The 14,368-nt window shown below is 65.1% G+C and carries 19 protein-coding genes; 9 read left to right on the top strand and 10 right to left on the bottom strand.

Annotated features, from left to right (window positions below; all coding sequences use genetic code 11):
• Positions 1–117: 117 nt before the first annotated feature.
• From MNQ99_RS02330 to MNQ99_RS02345, 4 genes are all read right to left on the bottom strand, one after another.
• A complete protein-coding gene (locus MNQ99_RS02330; RefSeq protein WP_241914291.1) occupies positions 118–762 on the bottom strand; it encodes an IclR family transcriptional regulator in 645 nt (214 codons plus the stop codon).
• Between the two features lie 70 nt (positions 763–832).
• The gene (locus MNQ99_RS02335; RefSeq protein WP_241914292.1) at positions 833–1,522 is read right to left on the bottom strand and encodes a PspA/IM30 family protein; all 690 of its coding nucleotides are present in this window, start codon (positions 1,520–1,522) and stop codon (positions 833–835) included.
• 1 nt (position 1,523) lies between these two features.
• Entirely contained in the window at positions 1,524–2,222 is a 699-nt protein-coding gene (locus MNQ99_RS02340) for a hypothetical protein (protein WP_241914293.1), read from the bottom strand.
• 148 nt (positions 2,223–2,370) lie between these two features.
• Positions 2,371–2,577: a cold-shock protein gene (locus tag MNQ99_RS02345; protein WP_127512299.1), complete on the bottom strand. Its 207-nt coding sequence runs from the start codon at positions 2,575–2,577 to the stop codon at positions 2,371–2,373.
• A 306-nt stretch (positions 2,578–2,883) separates the two neighbouring features.
• Here MNQ99_RS02345 and MNQ99_RS02350 point away from each other — a divergent pair, with 306 nt between their 5' ends.
• On the top strand, positions 2,884–3,987 hold the full coding sequence (locus MNQ99_RS02350) for a fatty acid desaturase family protein (RefSeq protein WP_127512300.1): 1,104 nt from the start codon (positions 2,884–2,886) through the stop codon (positions 3,985–3,987).
• A gap of 73 nt (positions 3,988–4,060) precedes the next feature.
• Here MNQ99_RS02350 and MNQ99_RS02355 read toward each other — a convergent pair whose 3' ends face one another.
• From MNQ99_RS02355 to MNQ99_RS02370, 4 genes are all read right to left on the bottom strand, one after another.
• Positions 4,061–4,891: an aldo/keto reductase gene (locus tag MNQ99_RS02355; RefSeq protein ID WP_241914294.1), complete on the bottom strand. Its 831-nt coding sequence runs from the start codon at positions 4,889–4,891 to the stop codon at positions 4,061–4,063.
• 30 nt (positions 4,892–4,921) lie between these two features.
• Positions 4,922–5,353 carry a hotdog fold thioesterase gene (locus MNQ99_RS02360; protein WP_164745404.1) on the bottom strand — a complete coding sequence of 144 codons (432 nt, stop codon included), beginning with the start codon at positions 5,351–5,353 and terminating at the stop codon, positions 4,922–4,924.
• Between the two features lie 104 nt (positions 5,354–5,457).
• Positions 5,458–5,751, bottom strand: a complete 294-nt coding sequence (locus MNQ99_RS02365; protein ID WP_127512302.1) for a DUF503 domain-containing protein — start codon at positions 5,749–5,751, stop codon at positions 5,458–5,460.
• Between the two features lie 10 nt (positions 5,752–5,761).
• On the bottom strand, positions 5,762–6,268 hold the full coding sequence (locus MNQ99_RS02370; RefSeq protein ID WP_127512303.1) for a MarR family winged helix-turn-helix transcriptional regulator: 507 nt from the start codon (positions 6,266–6,268) through the stop codon (positions 5,762–5,764).
• Between the two features lie 106 nt (positions 6,269–6,374).
• Between MNQ99_RS02370 and MNQ99_RS02375 the strand changes: the two genes are divergently transcribed.
• Positions 6,375–7,013: an NADPH-dependent F420 reductase gene (locus MNQ99_RS02375; protein WP_241914295.1), complete on the top strand. Its 639-nt coding sequence runs from the start codon at positions 6,375–6,377 to the stop codon at positions 7,011–7,013.
• A gap of 29 nt (positions 7,014–7,042) precedes the next feature.
• On the top strand, positions 7,043–8,086 hold the full coding sequence (locus MNQ99_RS02380) for an LLM class flavin-dependent oxidoreductase (protein ID WP_241914296.1): 1,044 nt from the start codon (positions 7,043–7,045) through the stop codon (positions 8,084–8,086).
• Between the two features lie 55 nt (positions 8,087–8,141).
• On the opposite strand, the gene MNQ99_RS02385 is transcribed toward MNQ99_RS02380, so the two are convergent.
• A complete protein-coding gene (locus MNQ99_RS02385; RefSeq protein WP_241914297.1) occupies positions 8,142–8,744 on the bottom strand; it encodes an NAD(P)-dependent oxidoreductase in 603 nt (200 codons plus the stop codon).
• A gap of 73 nt (positions 8,745–8,817) precedes the next feature.
• On the opposite strand from MNQ99_RS02385, the gene MNQ99_RS02390 reads away from it, so the two are divergent.
• From MNQ99_RS02390 to MNQ99_RS02410, 5 genes are all read left to right on the top strand, one after another.
• Positions 8,818–9,561, top strand: coding sequence for an NUDIX hydrolase (locus MNQ99_RS02390; RefSeq protein ID WP_241914298.1), 744 nt, complete (start codon positions 8,818–8,820; stop codon positions 9,559–9,561).
• Between the two features lie 71 nt (positions 9,562–9,632).
• On the top strand, positions 9,633–9,872 hold the full coding sequence (locus MNQ99_RS02395) for a PLD nuclease N-terminal domain-containing protein (RefSeq protein ID WP_241914299.1): 240 nt from the start codon (positions 9,633–9,635) through the stop codon (positions 9,870–9,872).
• A gap of 254 nt (positions 9,873–10,126) precedes the next feature.
• Positions 10,127–10,972 (top strand): ABC transporter permease, encoded by an 846-nt coding sequence (locus tag MNQ99_RS02400; protein WP_241914300.1) that lies wholly within the window; start codon positions 10,127–10,129, stop codon positions 10,970–10,972.
• Positions 10,969–11,742, top strand: coding sequence for an ABC transporter permease (locus MNQ99_RS02405; RefSeq protein ID WP_241914301.1), 774 nt, complete (start codon positions 10,969–10,971; stop codon positions 11,740–11,742). Before MNQ99_RS02400 ends, MNQ99_RS02405 begins: the two co-directional genes overlap by 4 nt.
• Positions 11,732–12,595, top strand: a complete 864-nt coding sequence (locus tag MNQ99_RS02410) for an ABC transporter ATP-binding protein (protein WP_127512311.1) — start codon at positions 11,732–11,734, stop codon at positions 12,593–12,595. The genes MNQ99_RS02405 and MNQ99_RS02410 overlap by 11 nt, the downstream gene beginning before the upstream one ends.
• A 227-nt stretch (positions 12,596–12,822) precedes the next feature.
• On the opposite strand, the gene MNQ99_RS02415 is transcribed toward MNQ99_RS02410, so the two are convergent.
• Entirely contained in the window at positions 12,823–13,311 is a 489-nt protein-coding gene (locus MNQ99_RS02415; RefSeq protein WP_127512312.1) for a MarR family winged helix-turn-helix transcriptional regulator, read from the bottom strand.
• A 122-nt stretch (positions 13,312–13,433) separates the two neighbouring features.
• On the opposite strand from MNQ99_RS02415, the gene MNQ99_RS02420 reads away from it, so the two are divergent.
• Complete coding sequence (locus MNQ99_RS02420; RefSeq protein WP_241914302.1) at positions 13,434–14,366, top strand: SDR family NAD(P)-dependent oxidoreductase; 933 nt, start codon at positions 13,434–13,436, stop codon at positions 14,364–14,366.
• The last annotated feature ends 2 nt before the right edge of the window (positions 14,367–14,368 follow it).

Consider the following 14,368-nt stretch of genomic DNA (forward strand, 5'->3'; position numbering starts at 1 on the left):
TTCTTCCCAACGCAGCCAAGATGAAATCGTGGGGGGAAGCGCTTGCGAAATCCCACGAGACGGGAATCACATTATCAACATATAGGAAGTACGCCCAACGCGGAATGTATCTCGTGGTTAAATCGCGAGGGCTTCGGTAATGCGGCGCGCGGCTTCACTCACCTGGGGGCCGTAATCTTGGCCAACAGTGGTTCGGATTCGTGACACTGGAACGGCAAGGCAGACCGTGGCTACGATGGCGCCCTCGGCCCGGACGGGAGCGCTGACCGACGCCAGCCCCGGAGTGCGTTCGCTGTCCGTTTCATCCCAGCCGTTTTCGTCAATGGCCTGGAGCGCTTCCGGCAGGCCGGCCAGGATTCGGCCGCTTGAACCGGCGGGGAGGGGGAGGCTGCTGCCCCGTGCCAGGGTGACCCGCAGCTCGCTGCGGCTGTCGGCGCTCACTTGGCAGACTCGCTGCGATCCGCGGCGGACCCAGAGCTGCGCCGTCTCGCCCGTCTCGTCGCGCAGCTCGGCAAGTGCCGGTTCGGCAATGGCCAGAAGCGGCGAGCGGATGAACCGGGGGCCGAGCCGGAAGTCACCGGACGGGGTGCGGGCCAGATAGTCATAGTTGGCCATGGCCTGGGCGAGGCGGTGCGCCGTTGAAACAGAGAGGGAAGTGCGGTGCGCCAACTCGGTGGCGGAAGCGGCGCCCCCGTCGACGGCGTCGAGGATCGCCGTGATGCGGTCAAGCATCCGGTTGCTGTTGGCAGATTCTGCGGGCATGAGTCATAGGGTATCCGCTGGCCGACCAGCCAAGAACAGGACAGCCCGGAGCTCTTCGGCACCTAGAGTTTCACGGGCGGGGCGGCTGGTTGCCCTTGGTCTTGAGTTCTCCCAGCTGGCCCTCGACTTCCGCGCTGGCCTCGAGCCATTCGAAGGCGGCCTGTACCTGGGGCGAGTCCGGATCCGACCAGGCAATTTCATTACGGGCAGCTGCCTCGGCCTCGATTCGGCGGGTCTCCCGCTCGGCATCCCGGGCAGCGGACTGGATGCCGGTTGCGCTGCCGGCTGCCGCCGACGCGGCCTGTTGCATGCCGAGCGTGGCTTGGGCCACGCTGTGGCGGGCTTGAAGGGCCTGGAATTGCATCCGACTTTCGTCGATCCGAAGAGACAGCCGGCCCAGCTCGCCGTTCAGTTGGCGCCACTGATCGGCCATGCGCTCATACTGCCGGGAGAGCGCTTGCACCCGTTTGGACGCGGTGATGCTGCGGTGCAGGGCCTCGCGGGCACCGTCGTCGTCGCCCCTGGCTACGCACTCTTCGGCGTAGCGGTCGCAGTAGGCCTGCTCTGCCTTGGCCTCGTCCAGCAGCAACTCGATCCGGCGGCAGTCAGCGGCGATGTCGGCAACGCTGCGTCGGGCTTGGTCCACGGCTTCATACTGTTGTTGCTGGCTGGCCGCGATGGTGGCCAGTGGATCCACCGGCGCCTCTTTGGCCGTACGGTTGGCACGGATAATGCGTCCGATGCGGCGTTTGATGGACACATTAGCTCCTGGAGGGGTTGGGCCGGCGCTTCGCCGGAGCGGACTGGCGGCGCGGCTGGACGTACAGCCAACCTCGTGGCGGGACAACGGTGCCGTGGCCGTCAGAGGTGCCTCTGTACGACGAAGACCACGCATTCAACGCTTCGACCTCGCGGGACAAGTGCCTGTTGGCCAGTTCCAACTGTTCGGCGTCGGCTGAATAGCCGGCCTCCATCAAATGCTGGCGCAGCTCGCCGGAGAGCTTGTTCAGCTGTTCCGTACGGCCGGTCAAGCTGGCGGCCAGCGAGCGCTTCACCCCTGGCTCCGGCTCTCCCTCGGCCAGCTTCAACTGTTCATCCAAGGACCGGGACGCGGCCTGCAGCCTGCCCGCCACCAGCGGCAGTTCGCCGACGGGGCGGCCTTCCGCGAAGGCAGCGGCCAACGCACGTTCCGTCGCTTCGGCCGAGCGCTGCAGGCCGAGCCGATGCCGCGCAAGGCGGCGGCCGGCGTCGTCCTTGGTATAGCTGTGCACAGTCAGGGTTCCCCTGCGCAGCCCGTTCCGGAGCCTGCGGGAGCGCCGGATCCTGCGAATCACCAGCCACAGGCCCACGGCCGCAGCAGTGCCGACGCACAGCATGGTGATGCCGGTAAACAAGAGGATCTGCAGGACCATGTCGGCCAGGAAGGATCCGGAACTGGCGGTCGCTGGGGTCAAGGGCATGCCTTAAGTTTGCCCCCGGATACCCGATTCCTGCCAGTGGGAGGGAAAGTCGCCGGCAAACAGGAAAGCGACGGCACAACAATGGAGCCGGTTCCCGTGCGGGAACCGGCTCCATTGGAAAGACTAGTGCGGCGTTACCGCTGCCGTCTTAGAGGCCGCGGATGTTAGCAGCCTGCAGGCCCTTGGGGCCCTGCACGGTTTCGAATTCAACCTTCTGGTCTTCACGCAGTTCGCGGTATCCGCCACTGTTCTCGATGGCCGAGTAGTGAGCGAAAACGTCGGCCGAGCCGTCGTCCGGAGCGATGAAGCCGAAGCCCTTTTCAGAGTTAAACCACTTGACGGTTCCAGTTGCCATTTTTTGTACTCCTCCGAGTAATTCACAATCCGCGGACTTCACGAATCGCTTGCAGCGGTGTTTTTCGTCCGCCGTTCAGAGAAGCACAAGTCCTTCGGTGAAGGACCTGTTGCTCAAAATCAAATGCGCAACACAACAACTACAAGATTCACTGTACAGGATAGCGGCCGGGATGCCGAATGGCAGTACCACGGCCGTGCGGCGTTCAGCGTGCGTTCAGCATGTCCGAGTAGAGTGATCTTCATCTACGGGGTATCCGCCCTACTGAAGCGGCTGGGAAGTCGGACTCGATCCACTGAAGGCCGCATGAGCATATCTGTATCTCCACCAGCAACCTCCACCCGCAGCAAGCGCGGTTCGTCGGCTGCCACCGGCTACTCCCAGCTGCTGAACACGGTCCGGGATGCCGGCCTGCTCAGGAAGCGCAGCGGCTTCTACATCAGCCTGTTCGTTGCGCTGGCGCTGGGACTCGGCGGCGCGGTGACAGGGTTCGTGCTGCTGGGCGACAGTTGGTTCCAGCTACTGATTGCCGCAGCGCTCGGAATCCTGTTCACGCAGTTGGCGTTCCTAGCCCACGAGGCGGCCCACAGGCAGGTCTTCGAGTCCGGTCCCGCTAACGACCGTGCCGGAAGGTTCCTGGCCAACGCTGTTGTGGGAATCAGCTTCCAGTGGTGGATGAACAAGCACAGCCGCCATCATGGCAACCCGAACACTATTGGCAAAGATCCTGACATCGAACAGGACACCATTTCCTTCCTGCCGGAGCAGGCGGCCGAGCGCAAGGGCCTGATGGCCTGGTTCACCCGCCGCCAGGGCTACCTTTTCTTCCCGCTGCTGATGCTCGAGGGCCTCAACCTGCACGCCACGTCGATCAAATCGTTGTTTGCCCGCGGTCAGGTCAAGGGCCGCAAGCGAGAACTAGCTATCCTCTTCGCCCGGTTGTCGCTGTACATCGCAGCGATTTTCATCTTCCTGCCCACCGGTATGGCGTTCGCTTTCATCGGGGTCCAGTTGGCCGTCTTCGGCGTCTACATGGGTGCGTCCTTTGCGCCGAACCACAAGGGCATGCCGTTGATCCCCAAGGATTCCAAGGTGGACTTCCTCAGCCGGCAGGTCCTGACCAGCCGTAACATCATCGGCCGTACCCGGTTTGGAAGCGGCTCCATCAACGCCTTGATGGGCGGGCTGAACTACCAGGTGGAGCACCACCTCTTCCCCAGCATGCCGCGGCCCAATCTGGCCAAGGCCGCCGAGATCGTGCGCGAATACTGCGCCACCCACAAGATCCCGTACACGGAAACGTCGCTGCCCAAGTCCTACGGAATTGTGGTGCAGTACCTGAACAAGGTGGGACTCTCCGCCCGGGATCCGTTCGACTGCCCGATGGTGGCCGAGTACCGCCGGCTCTAGCCCTCAGTCTCTAGCGCTCAGCAGGTTCCCGACGGTTGCCGGTGTCCAACGCGGACACCGGCAACCGTCGTTTCTAGAGCTGGGTGAAGTCGGCCGTGGCCGGATCGGCGCCCACGCGGCCGCCGGCGTCGAGCGCAGTGATGGCGGCTAGGTCCTCCGCATCGAGCGTGAGCCGGGCTGCGGCCAGGTTTTTCGCCATCCGGTCTGGATTGGCGGACTTGGGGATCACAATGTTGCCGTTCGCCAGATGCCAGGCGAGCACCACCTGGGCCGGGGTGGCCAGATACTTTGCCGCGATGGAGGTGACCGTCCGGCTCTCCAAATCAGCGCCCTGGCCCAGAGGGCTGTAGGCCTCGACGGCGATGCCGTGCCGGCGGCTGCTCTCCGCCACGTCGCGCTGCTGGAAGGTCGGGTGGATCTCGATCTGGTTGACCGCCGGCACCGTGCCCCCGGCGGCCAGCAGGTTCTCCAGATGCTCGGCCAGGAAGTTCGAGACGCCGATCGCGCGGCTGAGGCCTTCGGTATAGATCTCTTCGAGCGCTCGCCACGCCTGCACATACAGGTTCTGCGACGGCACCGGCCAGTGGATCAAATACAGGTCCACGAAGTCCAAGCCGAGTTCGCGCAGGCTGTTGTCAAAAGCCCGGCGGGCGTCGGCCTGTTCGCCGTTGCGGAGCTTGGTGGTGATGAACAGATCCTCACGCGCGATTCCGCTGGACTTAATGGCCGCGCCAACGCCGGACTCGTTCCGGTAGGCGGCGGCCGTGTCGATGTGGCGGTAGCCCGCTTCAAGTGCAGCTTCGACAGCCTGCTGCGTTTCGGCCGGCGGCACCTGGAAAACGCCGAAGCCAAGCTGCGGGATGGCGACGCCGTTGTTGAGGTCGATCGTGGGCACAGTGACCATGGGATGCTCCTTCGTGCAGGGGGTGCGGAACTACTTCTTCGGGACCAGCACGCCGAACACGCGCAGTTCGGCCAGATGCTGCCCGTCCTGGTCGTGGATGGAAATATCCACAATGTTGTTGCGGCCGAAGCGGGTGCGCTCGATGCCGGTGGCGACCAGCCGTGAATCCGCCGCCCCGGGGGCGATATAGGTGATTTCGGCCTGCCGGGAGACGGACGGGCGGCCCAGCGACTCGCACACAAACGCGAAGCACGTGTCGCCCAAGGTGAACAAGTATCCGCCGTGCAGAATGTGGTGGCCGTTCAGCATGTAGTCCTGGACGGCCATTGCCATGACCACTCGGCCTTCTTCGGCTTCGAGCACCTCAATGCCAAGGTGCTGCGATGCTTTGTCGGACGCGTAACGGTGGCGGACAAGGTCTTCGACCGTGGCAAACTGCGCGTTGGCGGCGGGGGTGGTCAACGGGGTCCTCCCGGACGTGGCATGGATCATTGGCGTGACCCACGCTACCAACATCGGCCTCGGACAATGCGCCCCGCGGCCCCTTGGAGCCCCGCTGTCGGACATCAGTCTTCGCTGGAGAGAACCTTCCGCCTGGTGCTCAGCAGGTCGACACCCGGCCGGTAGGCGATGTAGTTTTCGGCCGTGTCCAGCACCTGCACCACATGGGCCCGATCGGCGCCGACCAGGCCGATGCCCAGTTCCGCCCGCCGGTAGAGGCTTTGCTGGCCGACCTCGGCCACGGAAACATCGAACCGTTTATGCACCTCGGCGATGATCGGCCGCAGCACGGATCGTTTTTCCTTCAGCGAATGGACATCGCCCAGGAGCAGGTCGAACTCAATCCAACCGATCCACATGCGGACGAGTCTAGGGCAGGTGGTCCATCGCCTCGCACGGGTTGGAGTTCGGCTGGGCTCGATGGACCTCCATGGCGAGCCGCTGGATGAGTCCGGACAACAAGGCGACCTCCTCCTGCGCCAGGCCGGAAAGCAGGCTCTGCTCGGCAGCGGCCACGCGGACCTCGTACGTCGAGAGCGCCCTGCGCCCTTGCGTGGTCGGGATGATCTTCCGCGCGCGCCGGTCGTTGGCCGCGGGAACGCGTTCCACCAGTCGGGCAGCAACGAGTTTGTCCAAGAGGTACGTGAGCACCGTGCGGTCGATGGCCAGATGCGAGCCCAGCGCCTGCTGGTTCGGCGGATCCCGGTGGACGACGGCGGAGAGGACCTGATAGCCGCGGATCCCCTCGGGCATGTCGGCGACGGCCTCCTCGAACCTGGACTGGTAGCCGCGCAACACCATGCCCAGGTTCCAGCCGAGATCGCCGGGGATCTGGCCATGCGTCCGGGCGGCGGCCGCTGCGGGTGCTCCTGTCATGCCACCCATCATATCCGGTTACACGAAGTTGCGCAGATAATCTGTTGACAATATAGTCTGTCCAGCAACATATTTTTTCTCAACTGGAGTTGGCATGGAGCTTGGCGTGATTGGCATTCTGGGAGCGGGACGGGTGGGCACAGCTGTGGCCCGGCAGGCGCTCAAAGCCGGATACCGGGTGAGGATCGCCACGGCCAAGTCGGCGGACGAGATCGCCTTGCTGGCCGAGATCATCACGCCGGGCGCAGAAGCGGTCGATGCGGCCGAAGCCGCGGCCGGGGACCTCGTCGTCGTGGCCGTTCCTCTGCACAAGTACCGCACGCTGCGTCCGGACCTGTTGGCCGGAAGGACCGTCGTCGACGCGATGAACTACTGGGCGCAGACCGATGGTGTGATTGCCGACTTCGACGACGACGCGCGCGGCAGCAGCGAGGTCATTCAGGAGTTCCTCGCCGGCGCGCGGCTGGTGAAATCGCTGAACCACATTGGCTATCGGGAGCTTGAAGTGGACGGCCGCGAAGCCGGCTCCGCCGATCGCCGGGCCCTGGCGCTTGCCTCGGATGACGACGACGCCAAGGCCAAGGTCGCCGGATTCATCGACCGGCTCGGCTATGACCCGATAGATGCCGGCCCGCTGTCGGCCGGCCGCCTCTTCCAGCCCGGGACCGCCATCTTCAACGCGGCCCACACCGCCGAACAGCTCCGCGGCCTCTTGGCCGAGGCCAACGAACCAGCCCTTCCCTGACGACGTCATCGGGCAGAACAGGAACCACCATGGAAATCGGTGCCTACAGCTTCGGCGACACGCAGCTGAATCCGGACGGCTCGCAGCGCGAGACGTCCGAGGCGGTCCGCAACCTCTTCGAGGCGATCGTCCACGCTGACGTGGCCGGTCTGGATTATTTCGGGATCGGCGAACACCACACCACCAGCATGCCCGCGTCCTCACCCGGCGCGATCGTCGCAGCAGCAGCCGCCGCGACGAAGCAGATCAAGCTCGGCAGCGCCGCCAGCATCATTTCCACCGACGACCCCGTCCGCGTCTTCCAACAGTTCGCCACGGCCGACGCGATCTCCGGCGGGGGCCGGATCGAGATCACCGCGGGCCGCGGTTCCTCGGTCGAAACCTTCCCGCTCTTCGGCTATGACCTGGGCGACTACGACGAACTGTATGCGCAGAAGCTGGACCTGCTGATGACCATCAACAACAGCGCCGCGCCCGAAGTGACTTGGAGTGGCTCCCGGCGGCCGGCCATCGCGGACCTGGCCGTGGTGCCGCGCCCTGCCTCCGGACGGCTGCCCATCTGGCTGGCCACCGGAGGGAACGCCGGTTCATCGGCCCGGGCCGGACAGCTGGGACTGCCCGTCTCCTTCGGGATCATCGGCGGTGCTCCGCACCGGTTCGCGCCGCTGGCCGAGCTGTACCGGCGCAGCGCTGCCCAGGCAGGCCATGCGGGTCCGGAGATCCAGGTGTCGGTGGCCGCCCTGGGGCTGGTGGCGCCAACCAAGCAGGAAGCGCTCGAGCGGTTCTACCCCGGCTGGCGCAACCTCAACGTAGAAATGGGGCGGCTGCGCGGCTGGCCCGCGCCGGACAAGCGGGCCTTCCTGGCCCAGGCGGATGCCCCCGGCGCTTACTACGTGGGTGACCCGGATGAAGTGGCCGAGCGCATCGTCCATCTGCACGGCTATCTGGGGCACATGCGGCACTTCCTCCAGACCGACATCGGCGGGCTGCCGCACGAACACCTGCTCGAATCCATCACGTTGCTGGCCGCCGAGGTAAAGCCCCGGGTCACACGCCTGTTGTCCCGCAAATAGGCTTGGCCAGGGTGCGGGCACTGCGCAGTGCCCGCACCCTGGCCACGGGGCGGTCCTAGTTGGCTACCGTGAAACGCCGGTTTTCATGCTGCGGGTTCTCCAGTTCGTCCAGCACGGCCACGGCAAAATCCTGGGTGGAGACGCTCTCGCCGACGGGTGAGTCGGCACCCAGCTTGTAGGTGCCGGTGCGCTCGCCGGGCGCGATCTGCGGCGCGGGAGCCAGCATGGTCCACTCCAGACCGGACGCGGAGCGGTACAGTTCCAAAACTTCGGCCATGGTGGTGGCTTCGGGCTTGTAGTCCTCCGGGAAGCCGGGCAGATCCTTCAGCTGCACACCGTCTACCTCGGTGGCACCGGCGCCGCCTACCACGAACAGCCGCGCCGGGATGAGGGTCTCGGAGATCGCCTCGTGCGCGTCCACGAACGGCGCGTGCGGTTCTCCCGTGCGCGACGGCGGAATGGAAAGGACGACGACGTCGTGCTCGCCGGCAATCTGCTTGTAGGTCTTCACATCGGATAGCTCGGCCGCCCGGGCCGTGGCGCCGTCCATCGCGGTGCCGCTGCGCGAAATCGCGGTGACTTGATGGTCGCGGCGCAGTGCCTCTGCGGTGATCTGGCTGCCGACCATGCCGGTGGCGCCGTAGACGGCAATCTTCATCTGGAAGTCCTCTCGTGGGGTGAAGCGGTCGACTGGAACCAACGATTTCCGCCACGGACCTAAGCTAGGGGACGTGGACAACGCGGTGGACAGTCAGGCGAACCAAGCGGAGCTGGCGGCAACAGTCGTTTTGTTGCGCGACACTGCAGACGGACTCGAGGTCCTGATGCTGGAACGGCCTGGCAAGGGAACCTTCGCCGGGGCCTGGGTATTCCCCGGCGGCAAGGTGGACCCGGACGACTATCTGGAGGCCGAAGCGGAAGCCGGCGTGCCCGCAGCGGCGGGCACCGCCGTCGTCAAGGACCTTGCCAAGCAGCTGGCGGCGGCGAGGACTGCCGGCGTCCGCGAGACGTTTGAAGAAACCGGGCTGCGGATCGCCGGGCGGGAGCTGGTCCATCTGTCCAACTGGGTGCCCCGGCACAGCCTGGTCCGCCGCTTCCAAACCTGGTTTTTCGTGGCAGCCGCGCCGGCCGGAGAGGTTCAGCTGAACGACGGCGAGCTGGCCGGCTACGCGTGGCTGTCGCCAAAGGAAGCGCTCCGCCTGCACCAGTCCGGTCGCATGCAACTGGTGCCGCCGACCTGGGTCACGCTGCACGAGCTGAGCGGCTTCGCCACCGTAGCCGATGCTTTGGATGCAGCTCGCGGCGCGCGGCCCTTCGACTTTGAGAGCTACGTGATCGATGATCCGGTCACCGGCCGGTCCATCGTCTGGGCGGGCGACGAGGCCTACCCCGGTCCCGGGCCGGCTGCTTCCGCCGGGGCCAGGCATCGGCTCTCCACCGGTTCGCTCCCGTGGCGGTACGAACGGGACCACTGAACCCCTACTCCCTCCGCGGTTGCGCGCCTAGACTTGTGGCACCTGCTGCCTGCATCGACCGGGAGACCGCCATGAAGAACGCACTGAAGAGGGCCACGAAGAAAAAGTCCTTCAAGGATCTGAGCGGGGGGCAGAAACTGCGCGTTGCCGTGACGGCCGCTGTGCAGATTGCCTTGCAGACCGCCGCGCTGAGGGACCTGAAGAAGCGGCCGGCGGCCCTGATCAACGGGCCGAAGCCGGCGTGGTTCGCGGCATCCTTCATTAATTTCATCGGCCCAGTGGCCTACTTCCTCTTCGGTCGGAAGCGCTGAATCTCTAACCACAAATCGTTGACTATTTCAATCTACGAGGGTTAAACACCGTCAAACACTGTCTTGGGGTTTCGGCTGCGTAACGATGCCCTAGAGTGTTTGACGTCACTGAGTGGCATCGACCACACTTGAAATAGTGAACGCGTGTTCGGTCAGCGAACAAGCGCGGTCTGTATCCCCGTTCTCCTCGGGGCAGAAGGAGTGGAAATGAAATGTGCGCTGAATAAAGCGCCGCACCAGGATGAGCTGCTGCCATGAGCGCTCCGGCGGTGACAACAGACGGCCAGGGGGCCGCGGCCAGCCGGCCGCGCAGGCGTCCGGCGAAGAAGAGGCCGACTAAGCAGTTGCTGGGGCTGGCCGGGATTTTGGCGTTTTTGCTGGTGTGGGAGCTGGTGCCGCGGGTGGGGATTGTTGAAGCGCGGTTTTTGCCGCCGGCATCCGAGGTTATCGCGATGCTGTTCAACGATTTCGGCTTGACCGCTTTTTGGCTGGCGGTGGGCGAGACCATGCTGGCTTGGTTCCTGGGCTTGTTGATGGCCGTGGTGCTGGCGGTGGTGCTTGGTTTCATCATCGGTTCGTCCAACTTCCTGCGGAAGGTGACTAACTCCACGGTGGAGTTCCTGCGCCCGATTCCGTCGGTGGCGCTGATTCCGTTGGCCGTGCTGCTGTTCGGCGTGAAGATCGAGTCCTCGCTGATGCTGATTGTGTACGCATCGTTCTGGCAGGTCTTTATCCAGGTGCTCTACGGGGTGGCCGATGTGGACAACGTGGCGATGCAGACCGCGAAGTCCTACGGTCTGGGCCGGTTCGCCCGGGTCCGTTACGTGGTGTTCCCCACGGCGTTGCCGTACCTGATGACCGGGGTGCGGTTGGCGGCTGCCGTCGCGCTGATCCTGGCGATTACGGCCGAACTGGTGATCGGTTCTCCGGGCCTGGGCAGGGAGATCGCGCTGGCGCAGTCCGGCGGAGCGATTTCCGGGATGTATGCGCTGGTATTGGCTACCGGTTTGATCGGTGTGCTGATCAACCTGCTGATGCGCTTCATTGAGCGCAAGACGTTGTCCTGGCATTCCTCCATCCGTTCCGAGGTGATCGTGTGAAAATCCTGAAAGGCTTTGCCTACGGGCTGGCGCTGCCGGTCATCCTGGTCCTGATCTGGTGGGCCTCCACGCTGGGCACGACCAACTTCTTTGTGCCGACCCCGGCGACGCTGGCGGAGGCGTTTGCCGAGACCTGGTTCGGTGAGCGGATTGTCTCCGACGTGTTGCCCTCGATCGGCCGTCTGCTGATCGGTGTGGTGGCCGCGATCGTGATCGGTATTGCCGCCGGCCTGCTGATCGGTTCGGTCAAGTGGCTGCGTGACTTCACCGAGCCGGTGCTGGAGTTCTTCCGCGCGATCCCGCCGCCGGTGCTGATTCCGGTCCTGATGCTGCTGATGGGCATCACCGACTCGATGAAGGTTGTGGTCATCATCTCCGGCTGCATCTGGCCGGTGCTGCTGAACACGATCGAGGGTGTGCGGGCGATTGACTCGGTGCTCTCCGATTCGGCTCACACCTACGGGATCGGCGGTTGGGCCCGGGTGCGTTACCTGGTGCTGCCTTCGGCCGGACCGCAGATCATGGCCGGTGTCCGCCAGTGCCTGTCGATCGGTTTGATCCTGATGGTTATTTCCGAAATGTTCGCCTCGTCCTCGGGGCTGGGCTTTACCATCGTGCAGTTCCAGCGTTCCTTTGCGATTCCGGAGATGTGGTCGGGCATCGTAGTGCTGGGCCTGATCGGTGTTGCCATGTCGTTCATTTTCCAATTCACCGAGCGCAGGATCCTGCGCTGGTACCACGGCCTGCGAGAGGTAGAAAATGCAGCCTGAAACCACTCCCGTTTCGACCGGCAGGACCCTGCCCGAGGGCCAGGCGATGCTCTCGGTCCGCGGTGTCAAGAAGGTCTATCACACCGACGGCGGCGACATCGAGGCGGTGCGCAACCTGACCTTCGACCTGAAAGCGGGGGAGCTGGCCTGCTTGGTGGGCCCGTCCGGTTCGGGCAAGACCACCTTGCTCAAGTGCATCTCCGGCCTGCTGGCCCCGACCGAGGGCGAGGTGCTGCTGGACGGGGCCCGGGTGACCGGCCCGCCGAAGAAGATGGCGGTGGTGTTCCAGGAATACGGCCGCTCGCTGTTCCCATGGATGCGCGTGCGCGAGAACGTGGAGCTGCCGCTGAAGAACGCCGGCATGGGCAAGGCCGAGCGCGACAAGCTGGTGGACGAGGCGCTGGAGGCCGTGGGCCTGGACCATGTGCCGCAGTCCTACCCGTGGCAGCTCTCCGGCGGTATGCAGCAGCGCGTGGCGATCGCCCGCGCAGTGGCCTACCAGCCCGAGGTGCTGCTGATGGACGAGCCGTTCGCCGCCGTCGACGCGCAGACCCGCGCCGATCTGGAGGACCTGATCCGTACGGTCTGGAAGAAACTGGGCGTCACCGTCCTGTTCGTCACCCATGACATCGACGAATCGGTGTACCTGGGCCAGCGCGTGATCATCTTGTCCTCCTCGCCGACCGTGATCCAGGAAGACCTGGAGATCGACCTGCCGGACGAGCGCGACCAGCTCAACACCCGTGCGCTGCCGCGGTTCACCGAGCTGCGCCACCACGTGTACGAGCAGATCCAGCGGGCCAAGCAGGGCCACCGCCCCGCCGCCGCCACGCAGGCCGGCAGCGCAAGCTAGCCACGGTTCGATACGCGCCGGAGCCGGCCACTTCCTTCGCGGAGGTGGCTGGCTCCTTATCTTTAACCAGCGCACCGGCCCCGGTGACACCTCTGAGATCGAGTACGCAGGTAACGCCCTTTTCAGCGCTGAAAAGGGCGTTATCTGCACAGTCGTTGGGGGTGGGGGTGAGAGTTCTTTGGAGGCGGGGAGGGGGTGGAGCCCAGGCAGGGGTAGCTGGAGCGGGATCAGAAGGCGATGCGGCGGAGCAGGTCGCGCAGCGTCTCGCGCTCCTGGTCGTTCAGCTGGGCCAGGGATTGGTCGGAGGCCTGGCGGATGATTGCTTCGGCCCGCTTGAAGAGCCGGCGGCCGGCGGCCGTGGGGGCGATGACCTTGGACCGGCGGTCGCGCGGATCGGCTTCCCGCGTCACGGCTCCGCGCTTCTCCAACTGGTCCACCAGCGCCACAATCTGGCTGGGGTCCAGGCTCAGGAAATCTGCCAGTTCGCGCTGCGACGGGTTCTGTCCGCTGCAGGCCAGCGAGAGGACCGAGTAGGACCGCACCTTCAAGTCAAGTTCGGCCAGCATGTTGTTGGCGCGACCGGAGCCAAGCGACCGCGCCCGTGCGGTGAGGAATTCGATCTCGCTGGCCAGGTCCGTGGTGTACAGCCGCTCGAGCCCGTTTCCTGCCGTGGGCTGGCTGGAGGCGGTCGCCTCGGCCGTGGTTGGTGCGGGCATGTTCCCTCGCTACGTCTTGATACCGGAAAATATGATTGACTTTTTCAATCATATGGGTTGTCATAGGTTTTAGACCAGCATAAACCCATGAACCCCTCTGGGGCAGGAACAAGGAGCATCAAATGTCACTGGCCGGAAAAGTAGCCATCGTTACCGGAAGCGGCCGCGGCCTTGGCCTGGCCTACGCCCAGGAGCTTGCCCGCCAGGGCGCCGCCGTCGTGGTCAATGATGTTGACGCAAAGGTGGCCGAGGAGGCCGTCGCCAGCATCACGGCCGCCGGTGGCAAGGCCACCGCCGTCGTGGCTCCGGTGGGCTCCACCGAAACCGCCAAGCAGCTGGTGAGCACCGCCGTCGAGGCCTTTGGCGGCCTGGACATTCTGGTGACCAACGCCGGCGTGCTGCGGGACAAGTCGCTGCTGAAGATGACGGATGAGGACTTCGACCTGGTGATCAACGTGCACCTGCGCGGCACCTTCACCTGCGTCCGCGAGGCCTACGCGTACTTCAAGGAAAACGGCGTGGCCGGCCGGATCATCACCATCGGCTCGCCCACCGGCCAGCGGGGCAACTTCGGCCAGACCAACTACGCCGCCGCGAAGGCCGGCATTGTGGGTATGGTCCGCACCTGGGCGCTGGAGATGAAGAGGGCCGGCGTCACCGCCAACGCCATCATCCCGGTGGCTGCAACGGCCATGACCAAGACCGTGCCGTTCTTTCAGAAGGCTGTCGAGGCGGACGAGCGCGGCGAGGCCATGCCGGACTTCTTCCGCAAGGACCTGGGCTTTGGCACGGCCGACGACGTTGCCGGCCTGGTTGCCTACCTCGCCTCCGACGCGGCCGCCAAGGTGACCGGCCAGGCGATCGGCGTGGGTGGCGACCGGCTGCAGCTGTGGTCCCACCCGGAGGCCGTGGCCACCGAGTTCCTGGACGGCGGCTGGACCTACGAAGCCCTGAGCGAGCGCTTCGAGGACCTGTTCGGCGGCCGGCTGCAGAGCGTGGGCGAGGAATTCCCCGAGCTGCCGGCCGAACTGCAGCCCGAGCCGGCGGCGAAGTAGCC

Source organism: Arthrobacter sulfonylureivorans (assembly GCF_022637435.1).
In the GTDB taxonomy this organism is placed as follows: domain Bacteria; phylum Actinomycetota; class Actinomycetes; order Actinomycetales; family Micrococcaceae; genus Crystallibacter; species Crystallibacter sulfonylureivorans.